This is a genomic window from Bacillota bacterium (assembly GCA_012839765.1).
Lineage (GTDB): Bacteria > Bacillota > Limnochordia > DUMW01 > DUMW01 > DUMW01.
In genome coordinates, this window is record DUMW01000009.1 from 92,642 (window position 1) to 101,611 (window position 8,970).

Genomic DNA, 8,970 nt, shown 5'->3' on the forward strand with positions numbered 1-8,970 from the left:
CTCGAATCGCCAGAGGATGTCATCTCTTACCGTGATTCACTTAATCCGGCTCTTCTGCTAAATCCCCAATACTTCCGGTGTCCAAAGCTCCAGTTCATACAACCGAATCGTCCGGTCACTGCTTTGGGTGGCTTGGATGATCCGCAGGCGCCATTCTTTCGCCTCTACCGGGTCGAAGGTTTCTTCCACCACCCTGTCGGTGTTTTCGGTAACGTGTACCACTTGAACCCATTCGGCGCCGTTCCAGTAATCCAAAGCAAACTCCCTGGTGATACGAGTGGGATGGTTACCGGCTCCATCATCGCTTACTAGGACTATTTTGTTAAGGGCCATGGCTTCGGGCAAGGTAATCTTCACCCAGTGATAATCCAGCCCGGTGGGGAACCGCCCCTCGCTTACCCAGCGGGTATTGTGATTCCCGTCGGTCAAGAAAGAAAGAGGATTGTTTTCGCTATAGTCGGGTGTACTGGATTCGACGACAATGCTTCCATACCAGTCATTAGCGGGGTCAAAGATGTTGACCGGTTCAACGGTTATCTCGGGGATGATAAAGACGCATCCGGAAAACCAAAAGGACAGCGCAACCAGTGTAATAACCGCCAGCATGGTAGTCTTGCCTTTTCGCATTTGTATAACCTCCTCAAGAAAGTGTTTTGGTTGGTATTGCCCGTGCTGGAATGGAAGCAATCAACACTTTACTGTCGGCAACCAAGCCAACCGGAAGTTGCCAGTAGTGAAATAAAACGGGTATCCATGAGGATAGACAGACTATCTTCCCAAGTAACAAGTCGCTATGTAAGATTTCAGTCTTAAGTATGCTATAGCAGAAAACTACTCCGAACTAACACGAGTTATCTGGTTATTATCATGATATCACTTACTAGTAACACGCGTCAATGAGTCAGTAAGCGATAATTGATTCTAAGGTCACTTTTTGGCCGTTTTTCCTATGGTTCTCATGAGATACTGAAATAAGGGGCTTGTTTCCTTCGGAGGGGATGAGGTCATCGAGTATTTTTCCTGCCAACGCCAAAGAGGTATGGCCCCAGTTACTACCGAATAATCATAGGGGAAAGGGACCAAATAAATCCTGAAGCCGGGCCGGTTGCGCCATTTTGCCCGGTTCTTCACCAGTAGTCTATGCTATAATCGATGCTAAAGATTGTTAGAGGAGGACCCGGTGGATGAGTATTCTAGAAGCGGTGATCATGGGGATTGTCCAGGGCCTTACGGAATTCTTACCTGTGAGTTCTTCCGGCCATCTGGTATTGACAGGGCATCTTTTGGGCTTAGAGCAGCCGGGGTTGTTCCTGGAGGTGATGCTCCATTTCGGTACTTTGCTGGCGGTAATCGTGGCCTTCTGGTCCGATCTGTGGCAGATGCTTAGGGCGGTATTTCTGTTTCTTTGCCGCAGGGAATTGGGACCTAGGGAGCATACCTATCTGCGGCTGATTGGACTTTTGATACTGGCCTCGGTGCCCGCAGCGGTACTGGGTGTTGCTTTGAAATCATATGTGGAACTTCTATTTGGTTCCACTAGGGCTGTAGGCGTGATGCTGGCCGTAACGGGGGTAATCCTGGCGGTCAGTGGCTCCTTGGGGCGGAAGGGGAAAGGTTTGGACCAGGTCACCGGGTTTGATGCCTTGGTTATTGGGTTAGGGCAAGCCTGTGCATTGGTGCCTGGTCTGTCCCGGTCGGGGACCACCATCGCTGCTTCTTTATTTCGTGGCCTGGATCGAGCCACCGCCGCCCGGTTTTCCTTTTTGATGTCCATCCCGGTGATCCTGGGGGCTACGGTCCTGGAACTCTTTTCCGTCTCTGTGACAATGGAATTGTTGCTCCCGGTGATTGTGGGGACCCTTAGTGCGGCCATCTCTGGTTATCTGGCTATTAGGTTTCTGATTGAACTTCTAAAACGCGGTCGCCTCATCTATTTTTCCTACTATCTTTGGGTGATCAGTGCCCTTGTTATATTAGTGATCAGATAGGATGTAGCAGCCTATGGAGCTATTGTTTATTTTTTGTGGTTCTTTCATCCTGGGCTTGTCCGGAGCCATTGTCCCCGGACCCTTGTTTACTGTGACCATCGGTGAGACTACGCGGCGGGGTGTCTGGACTGCACCGTTATTGATCAGTGGACATGCCCTATGTGAGTTTTTAATGATTATTGCTTTGGTGCTGGGGGTCGGGCCCGTCCTCCAAAACGAAACCATGTTCCGGATCGTCAGTGTGGTCGGTGGCAGCATTCTCCTTTGGATGAGCTATGGATTGTTTAAGGCGCCTAGCCAGCTGGAAGCTACCCAGAATGTGTCGCCAAAGGACACCAATCTGGTCTGGTTGGGGGTGCTTTTGACCCTCACCAATCCCCACTGGGTTGTCTGGTGGGCTACTATTGGGGTGAAGGGAATCATGGAATCCCTGGCCACCGCTGGTCTATTAGCTGTAGTCTCCTTCGGACTTGGGCATGTTCTTTCCGATTACCTGTGGTATGTCCTCGTGGGCGTAACCTTGGGGCTGGGGAAGGACCGGCTGACCCCTAGGTTCCTGCGGGGAATCCAGCTGTTTTGTGCCTTGGCCCTGGTTTTTTTGGGCGGCTATTTCATCATCGACGGTCTGCGTTTTTAGTGGGTGTTTCTATGGATGACAAGATTGTCTATCTCAAAGACAAGAGGAATCCAGTGCCTAAAGCCCCCCGTCTGCGGTTAATCTTGCTTGGGATCCTGGTCCTGTTGGTGATCAAGGTTCTTTCCTCTTTGGTTGGCGGCGGGATCGGCTCGAAAACCGTGGCGGTAAGGTTAGACAGCCTGGAGGAAAAGGTGTCGGTGGATACTTACGCCATCCGCCGGGAGATTACCTACTACGCTCCGGCGGGGGGCTATCTGACCACCCTAGTGCAAGAAGGACAACGGGTGGCCGCCGGTGGGATTGTCTGTGAGATCAAAGCCGAGCAAGACACGGGACTTAGCGAACGGCTGAACCAAACCCGGGAGGCCATCGCGGAAGTAGAGACGAAGTATAATCAGCTGATCAACCAAAAACAGAATGCTTTGCTCAGCGTCGATAACGCCGTCGAAGGGGAGACTCTGCGCCAAGAGATCGAAGAATTGGAGGAAACCCGGGATCGCGAGTTGGAGAAGCTGGTGGCTGGATTGCAGGAGATCTTCGATGAGCTAGTCAGCAGTGTGAATGTGGTTCGGATTGATGGTCCTGGGGTGGTGAGTTTCTTTGTCAATCCGGGGGAGCCTCTGGATTTGCTGGAGCTGGAGGCGTTGAATCAACTGAGTCCAAAGGCGGTGACGGGGGTCCGTTGGGTGCATACCGACGGCCAACGGGTACTGCGGGGCCAGCCCATCTTCCGGGTGGTGGACAATTTTCGCTTTTATCTCTTGCTATCCCTAGAGGAACCCGTTGCCCTATCAGAGAACAAAAAGGTGGTAGTGACCTGGCCCAAACTGGGATCCCAGGTGGAAGCCGTCGTGGTCAAGACGCTGGAAAACGGCGGGGTGCTTTTAGAGCCAAAGCAGTTCTTGCCGGAGTTTATTACCATGGTCTATGAGCCGGGGGAGCTTATCCTTGACACCTATACCGGTTCTGTTGTACCGGTGGAAGCCCTGGTGTATCAAGAGGACCGGCTAGGTGTCTATGTAAGCACAGACACCGGTCCGGTATTCAGACCAGTGGATTTATTGTATAATGATGGCAGGCAGGCGGTCATCGAAGGGGAGGCCCCTGGGAATTATGTAAAAGTCCGATAGACAGGAGTTAGGGGTTTAGCATTGGATTGGATTGTACGGAATATTGAAGAGATTCAAAGGAAGATCGCCCAGGCTGCAAAGAAGAGTGGTAGAACAGCGAAGGATGTGACCCTCGTAGCGGTTACCAAGTCCGTGGCCGCGGAGGTGATCAACCAAGCTATTGCCGCCGGAATTAGTGATATCGGTGAGAACCGGGTGCAGGAGGCCCGGGAGAAGTTTTCCTCCTTAGCACCGGTCCGCCGTCACATGATCGGCCACCTGCAGACGAACAAAGTGAATCAGGCGATAGAATTGTTCGATCTAATCCATTCGGTGGACAGCCTTCGGTTGGGGGAGGCCATCGCTAGGCGAGCCGCTCGCCAGGGGAAAGTGATGCCCATTCTTGTCCAGGTGAACATCAGTGGAGAGGCGACGAAATATGGGGTGGCACCGGAAGAGACTTTGGCCTTGGTGCGTGCCCTGAGCGGTTTTGTATCCCTGGAAGTGGCGGGTCTAATGACCATTTGTCCGGCGGTGGAGGATCCGGAGGAAGTACGGCCCTACTTCCGACAGATGCGATTGTTGAAAGAGGAGATCGAACAGCAAGGTTTTCCCCTGAAGTATCTATCCATGGGAATGAGCGGCGATTACGAGGTGGCCGTGGAGGAAGGTGCAAATATGGTGCGGATCGGGACCGCACTTTTCCAAAAGAGGTGCGATCATGGGGCCTAGTTTTATGGACAAGGTACTGAACTTTTTGCGGAACCAGGGAGAACCGGAGACCGAGAGTCTTTCGGAAGTGGTAGATACACCCGCAGGAAAGCGGGGAAAACTGGTGGAGATGCCCAGAATGCGAGAGACCAGAATTGTGATCGTGGAGCCCCAGACCTTTGATGAGGTGCAGAACATTGCGGATCAGCTAAAAAAGGGCTATCCGGTGATTATCCGCTTGGGGAGCGCCGGCAGACAACTGGCCAAACGGATCGTTGACTTTCTCAGTGGTACCACCTACGCCCTCGATGGAGATTTCAAGCGCCTGGGCGAGACGATCTTTTTGTGTGTGCCAAGTACGGTGAAGTTGGAAACGGACTTGGATCTTGACACAGACGTAAGTCCAGAGTTATGGGATCCGCTATTGTAAGGGGGACGACGGGATGTTGGCTAATGATCGTTTGGTGATCTTAGGGGCAGGGAATATGGGCCAAGCCCTGCTACGGGGTGTTTTGTCCGCCGAATTGTTCGGAAAAGAACACGTGTTGGCGGTGGAAAGACTTGCCGAAAGGCAGCAAGAAGTGGAAAGGATGGGCGTGGCGGTGACCACGGATCTAGCCGAGGCTGCATCCTTTGGCACCGTCTTTGTCCTAGCGGTGAAGCCTAAGGACCTGCCGAACCTTCTGCGGGACCTTGCTCCCCTGGTGAGGGCGGACCAATTGTTCATTTCCATCGCCGCTGGGGTGAGCTTGAGCACTCTCCAGTCCCATCTGCCAGGGGCCGTCGTTCGGGTTATGCCCAATACCCCTGCTTTGATCGGCGCAGGCATCAGTGCTATCGCGTGCGGGGAACGGGTTTCGGAGGCGGACCGGCAGAAGGTAGCCACACTCCTTGGCGCCTTGGGGGAGTGGGTGTTTGTCTCCGAGGACCTAATTGATGGGGTTACGGGTTTGAGCGGTAGTGGACCGGCCTACGTTTTCCTTTTCATCGAAGCCTTGACTGATGGTGGAGTGGCTGCGGGGTTGCCCCGGGAGGTGGCGCGGAAGCTTGCGGTGCAGACAGTGTTGGGAGCGGCCCGTCTTGTGGAGCAGACCGGTCAGCATCCCGCGGTGCTAAAGGATCAAGTCACCTCTCCAGGCGGGACAACCATTGCGGGACTGCGGGTTCTGGCGGAGCGAGGTTTCCACTCTGCAGTCATGGAGGCGGTGCTCAGCGCAACGGCCCGGTCCAAAGAATTGGCCAAGGGAGAAGGATAAGGGGATGGATGTAATCGTTTACTGGACGGCAAGGTTGGTACAGATCTATCAGGTTCTCATCTTTTTGCGCGTAGTTCTGTCCTGGATGCCCATTGATCGAAGCAATAAACTTGTGGACGCTTTGATTCAGGTGACCGAGCCGGCGCTGGCACCTATCCGGGCTATTCTGCCCCGCACAGCAATGATCGACTTTTCCCCGGCCATCGCACTATTGATTCTGGGATTCATCGAAAGAACCCTGTGGATGTCGTTACATTAGGAGGTAGTCCATGGAATTAGAGGCAAGAATTCGCGACCTTGCAGAACAAGCCTATACCAATAACAGGGCCATGGCCACAGGCTTTTTGGATCCAGCTGCCCAAAGTGAGGCGGAGGGTGTGGCCCGGAGCATCCGGGGAATTGTTTATCGGTTTTGGGGAGGTTACGTCGGAGCGGAACGCCAGCGTCTTATCCTCTTTCCCGACTATCTCGTTCAGGACGACTTTGACGTAGTGGCGGGTATTGAGATCACCGGTAAATGGCAGGATGCCCTAACCCACCGGGACTTTTTGGGGGCGATCCTGGGGCTGGGGTTGAAGATCGATCGGGTTGGCGACATATTACCCCAGGATAATCGGTGCCATGCGTTGGTAGTGCCCGACGTGGTGGACTTTCTCACCCTCAATCTAACGCGAGTTGGCAATTTCCCAGTGGAAGTCCGCCAGATCGATCCCGAAATGTTGGATGTCGGTACCAAGGAGCTGAAGGAGATCAAGGGTACCGTTGCCTCTCTCCGCTTGGACGCTGTGGCCAGTACGGGTTTTGGCGTGTCCCGAAGCAAAATGGCCAAAGAAATCAAGGCCGAGAAGGTTAAGGTCAATTGGGAATTGGTGACGGACCCGGCCCGGTCCATCAAAGAACAGGATGTGATTTCCTATCGGGGGCGGGGACGGGTTATCGTGGAAGAAATTGGAGGCACCAGCCGGAAGGGGCGCATCCATCTAAGATTGAAACGAACCAGTTGAACACGACAGGGGAGGAGGTGACTGGATGTTAACGCCAAGGGATATACACGAGGCTAAATTCAAGCGGATATTGCGCGGCTATGATCCTGAAGAAGTTGATAAGTTCCTGGAACGGGTGGTCCTAGAGTACAGTCAAGTGTACGACGAAAACCAGAATTTACGGAAGAAGATCGCAGAGTTGGAGGAACAGATTGCGTCCTATTCCCGACTGCATGATTCCATCGATGAGGTCTTGAGGACTGCCCAGCAGAATGCTAAGGCTTTGCAAGAGTCCAGCGCGAAGCAGGCGGAAAGCATGGTCGCCAGTGCGAAATTGGAGGCAGAACGCATCCAAAAGGAAGCGGAAGCCACCTTGGCCAGACAGAAGGTGGTTCTGCAGCAGCTGATGGAGAAGGAGCAGATCTTCAGAACCCAACTGGAGACCTATGTGCGCAGCTTCTTGGAATTCTTGCAGAACGCCAGTCCACCGGAGCAAGATTTTACGGTGACCCGGAAGGAAGCGGCAGTGGCTGCCGACGAACTGATGGAGTGAATGGCTAGGGAAGCGTAAGCTTCCCTAGCAGCGTCTATGGGGTGGATATGCAGATGACCTGGCCCGGTACAATATCTGCTGGATTGGTGATCTGGGGGTTAATTTCCAGAATGTTGTTGACCGTCGTCCCGTACCGCAGGGCAATGGAGGTCAGATTGTCCCCCAGCCGGACTGGATAGGGGAAACCTTCCTCGCCGCATCCGTCGGGGGGAAGGGGTGGCTGTTGAGGAATACAGATGATCTGTCCGGCGAAGACCAAGTTGGGGTTGGTGATCTGTGGGTTGATCTCCAGAATAGCTTCCACGGTGGTACCAAACAAGATGGCCAGCACAAACAAGGTATCTCCAGCCCGTACGGCATAGGGGAAACTGGCCTCGGGACATTCACCAGGTAGCGGTGGAGTCGCCGGTACACAGATGTGTCCAGGGAAGATGAGGTCCGGATTGGTAATCTGCGGATTAATGTTCAGAATCTGTGGCACCGTTGTGCCGTAGGTGATGGCAATCGTAAAGAGGGTGTCTCCCCGTTGGACTAGATACGCAAAGGCGTTCGGTCCACATTCCGGGGGAGCAGGCGGGGCCGTTACCCTTGCGGGTACGCAGATCACCTGGCCAGGGAAGACCACGTTGGGGTTGGTGATTTGCGGGTTAAGGGAAAGAATGGCCGAAACCGTGGTCCCGAACCGTTGGGCGATGAGGAAGAGTGTATCTCCCTGGGCGATGGGGTAACTGAAGGCATCGGCTGGACACACAGGTGGTGCTGGAGGTGTGGAGGGTACGCAGATTACTTGACCTTCGATGATTAGGTTCGGATTTGTAATCTGTGGGTTAAAGGCAAGGATTGCCGAGACGTTGGTGCCGTATCTTTGGGCAATGAAAAAGAGGGTGTCGCCCCGTTGCACTGTGTACTGGAAGGTACCGGTGGGACAAGGCCCTGGCGGGAAGGGCGGACGGGTAGGCATGCAGATTAATTCTCCGGGAAAGATCAGGTTTGGATTGATGATCTGCGGGTTTAAGGCCAGAATTGCCGAGACCGTTGTCCCATACCTTTGGGCGATGAAAAACAGTGTGTCACCCCGCATCACTGGGTAAGTGAAGGAACCAGCTGGACACGACAATGGGATCACTTCCTTCTGTGGGATGTCATTAGCTGTGCAGTATATACTATTGAAATCTGGGGGGAGTGTTCATAGGAATCCGCTCTTGATCCCGCACGAAGTCTTTCTGGAACTATGTACAAAACCAACCCGCTGGTTACCCACTGACCGTCAAAGTTTCTGGAAGCCCTCTCTTTTTACGGGGTTCTCTACTAATCTCTTTGAGGTGAACAGAGGTTTCGAAGACTCATTGGCTAAGCATAAAGACGAGCTCTCAAGAAGCCTATTCTACGTGACGAATCACCACGCAGAGCCGGCCCTCTGACAGACTACGCTTTCTCGATATAACATCGTTACTGATCTGGATAAAGGAGATATGACCGCTAAAACGAAGAGGGCTGCATGTCTTTTCGAGAACGTCAGTGCGGCCGGGAAATGACACATGTTCTAGCCGGTGAGAGTCCGGCCAAGACAAGGCCTAACCAGCCAACTTGTAGTCAGTCCTTGGAACAAGGCAGGTGACTGTCTTGTTTAAGCGTAGGAAGACAAGCTAGCAGGCCGAAAGCGAAAGCTGAAGCGATTGAGCCTCGAAAAACGGCAATGAGGACGGTCGATGCGTTTGACGTCGCAGAAGACA

At 53.3% G+C, this 8,970-nt stretch carries 11 protein-coding genes; 9 read left to right on the top strand and 2 right to left on the bottom strand.

The features are described from left to right. Positions 1-57 precede the first annotated feature (57 nt). The gene (locus tag GXX57_01030; GenBank protein HHV43238.1) at positions 58-627 is read right to left on the bottom strand and encodes a discoidin domain-containing protein; all 570 of its coding nucleotides are present in this window, start codon (positions 625-627) and stop codon (positions 58-60) included. A gap of 557 nt (positions 628-1,184) precedes the next feature. Between GXX57_01030 and GXX57_01035 the strand changes: the two genes are divergently transcribed. Genes GXX57_01035 through GXX57_01075 form a run of 9 tightly spaced genes read left to right on the top strand, consistent with a single transcriptional unit; the run spans position 1,185 to position 7,237 of the window. After that, positions 1,185-1,988 carry an undecaprenyl-diphosphate phosphatase gene (locus tag GXX57_01035; GenBank protein HHV43239.1) on the top strand — a complete coding sequence of 268 codons (804 nt, stop codon included), beginning with the start codon at positions 1,185-1,187 and terminating at the stop codon, positions 1,986-1,988. Positions 1,989-2,001: 13 nt separating this feature from the next. After that, positions 2,002-2,625 (top strand): LysE family transporter, encoded by a 624-nt coding sequence (locus GXX57_01040; GenBank protein HHV43240.1) that lies wholly within the window; start codon positions 2,002-2,004, stop codon positions 2,623-2,625. A gap of 11 nt (positions 2,626-2,636) precedes the next feature. Continuing rightward, positions 2,637-3,755, top strand: coding sequence for a hypothetical protein (locus GXX57_01045; protein ID HHV43241.1), 1,119 nt, complete (start codon positions 2,637-2,639; stop codon positions 3,753-3,755). Positions 3,756-3,776: 21 nt separating this feature from the next. Beyond that, complete coding sequence (locus tag GXX57_01050) at positions 3,777-4,466, top strand: YggS family pyridoxal phosphate-dependent enzyme (GenBank protein HHV43242.1); 690 nt, start codon at positions 3,777-3,779, stop codon at positions 4,464-4,466. Between the two features lie 4 nt (positions 4,467-4,470). Next, positions 4,471-4,875: a cell division protein SepF gene (locus tag GXX57_01055; GenBank protein ID HHV43243.1), complete on the top strand. Its 405-nt coding sequence runs from the start codon at positions 4,471-4,473 to the stop codon at positions 4,873-4,875. A gap of 13 nt (positions 4,876-4,888) precedes the next feature. Then, entirely contained in the window at positions 4,889-5,701 is an 813-nt protein-coding gene (gene proC, locus GXX57_01060) for a pyrroline-5-carboxylate reductase (protein ID HHV43244.1), read from the top strand. 4 nt (positions 5,702-5,705) lie between these two features. After that, complete coding sequence (locus tag GXX57_01065; protein HHV43245.1) at positions 5,706-5,960, top strand: YggT family protein; 255 nt, start codon at positions 5,706-5,708, stop codon at positions 5,958-5,960. Between the two features lie 10 nt (positions 5,961-5,970). Then, on the top strand, positions 5,971-6,705 hold the full coding sequence (locus GXX57_01070) for a hypothetical protein (protein HHV43246.1): 735 nt from the start codon (positions 5,971-5,973) through the stop codon (positions 6,703-6,705). Between the two features lie 25 nt (positions 6,706-6,730). Then, positions 6,731-7,237 (top strand): DivIVA domain-containing protein, encoded by a 507-nt coding sequence (locus GXX57_01075; protein ID HHV43247.1) that lies wholly within the window; start codon positions 6,731-6,733, stop codon positions 7,235-7,237. Between the two features lie 34 nt (positions 7,238-7,271). Here GXX57_01075 and GXX57_01080 read toward each other — a convergent pair whose 3' ends face one another. After that, entirely contained in the window at positions 7,272-8,354 is a 1,083-nt protein-coding gene (locus GXX57_01080) for a LysM peptidoglycan-binding domain-containing protein (protein HHV43248.1), read from the bottom strand. Between the last annotated feature and the right edge of the window lie 616 nt (positions 8,355-8,970).

What these genes read in the sequence shown, in the direction of transcription:
- GXX57_01070 (HHV43246.1), top strand. Translation starts at nt 5,971, where the DNA reads ATGGAATTAGAGGCAAGAATTCGCGACCTTGCAGAACAAGCCTATACC.
- proC (HHV43244.1), top strand. Translation starts at nt 4,889, where the DNA reads ATGTTGGCTAATGATCGTTTGGTGATCTTAGGGGCAGGGAATATGGGC.
- GXX57_01040 (HHV43240.1), top strand. Translation starts at nt 2,002, where the DNA reads ATGGAGCTATTGTTTATTTTTTGTGGTTCTTTCATCCTGGGCTTGTCC.
- GXX57_01075 (HHV43247.1), top strand. Translation starts at nt 6,731, where the DNA reads ATGTTAACGCCAAGGGATATACACGAGGCTAAATTCAAGCGGATATTG.
- GXX57_01030 (HHV43238.1), bottom strand. Translation starts at nt 627, where the DNA reads ATGCGAAAAGGCAAGACTACCATGCTGGCGGTTATTACACTGGTTGCG.
- GXX57_01065 (HHV43245.1), top strand. Translation starts at nt 5,706, where the DNA reads ATGGATGTAATCGTTTACTGGACGGCAAGGTTGGTACAGATCTATCAG.
- GXX57_01045 (HHV43241.1), top strand. Translation starts at nt 2,637, where the DNA reads ATGGATGACAAGATTGTCTATCTCAAAGACAAGAGGAATCCAGTGCCT.
- GXX57_01035 (HHV43239.1), top strand. Translation starts at nt 1,185, where the DNA reads ATGAGTATTCTAGAAGCGGTGATCATGGGGATTGTCCAGGGCCTTACG.
- GXX57_01055 (HHV43243.1), top strand. Translation starts at nt 4,471, where the DNA reads ATGGACAAGGTACTGAACTTTTTGCGGAACCAGGGAGAACCGGAGACC.